The 556-nt window shown below is 51.4% G+C and carries 1 protein-coding gene; it reads right to left on the minus strand.

Going from position 1 to position 556, the window contains the following annotated elements; genetic code table 11:
* The coding region (locus tag JMX13_RS13640) for an arginase family protein (RefSeq protein WP_201613363.1) at positions 1–556 on the minus strand (556 nt) is incomplete at both ends.

A 556-nucleotide genomic window follows, 5' to 3' on the forward strand; every position in this document is an offset into this window, starting at 1 on the left:
GCCGGAAGTGGCCACATCAGATTGACGAATATCAAGATGGGCATCAAAGTTAATGATGCCAATAACGGGGGTAGTCGGTATGTCGGCCGTATTGTTTTCACTGGTGTTACCATTAGCAGCCTGCTGAAGCGCCTGCCATAATCCTAAAAAGCTACCATAGGCCATCGCATGTCCGCCGCCAAGACCAATAGGCAGACTACTTCTTTGAATAACGTTACTGACAACACTGGCATATTGCTGCTGGGCTTGCTCAAGCAGTTGCTCGGCAAAACCATCGTCATCATCACAATGAATATCGCCGGCATCGCCTAACAAAGTCTGTAGTTCATCATTAAAACGTTGCTGTAGTTCAGCGATAACGGGCAGCTTAGCAAACGCGCTACGAATCAGTGGCGGTGCGGCTCTTGCGCCAACGCGTCCTTGATTGCGCCTAACACCTTGATCGCAGGCAAAGCCAACCAGCCCGATACGCTGCTGCTCATAAGGCTGTGCCAGCTGATACCAATAGCAGGCGCGCTCGCTTTCAAATGGCTCCGAGCGTCCTGTCCATCGTGTC

The sequence above is a fragment of the Psychrobacter immobilis genome (genome assembly GCF_904846285.1).
Taxonomy (GTDB): Bacteria; Pseudomonadota; Gammaproteobacteria; order Pseudomonadales; family Moraxellaceae; genus Psychrobacter; species Psychrobacter immobilis_D.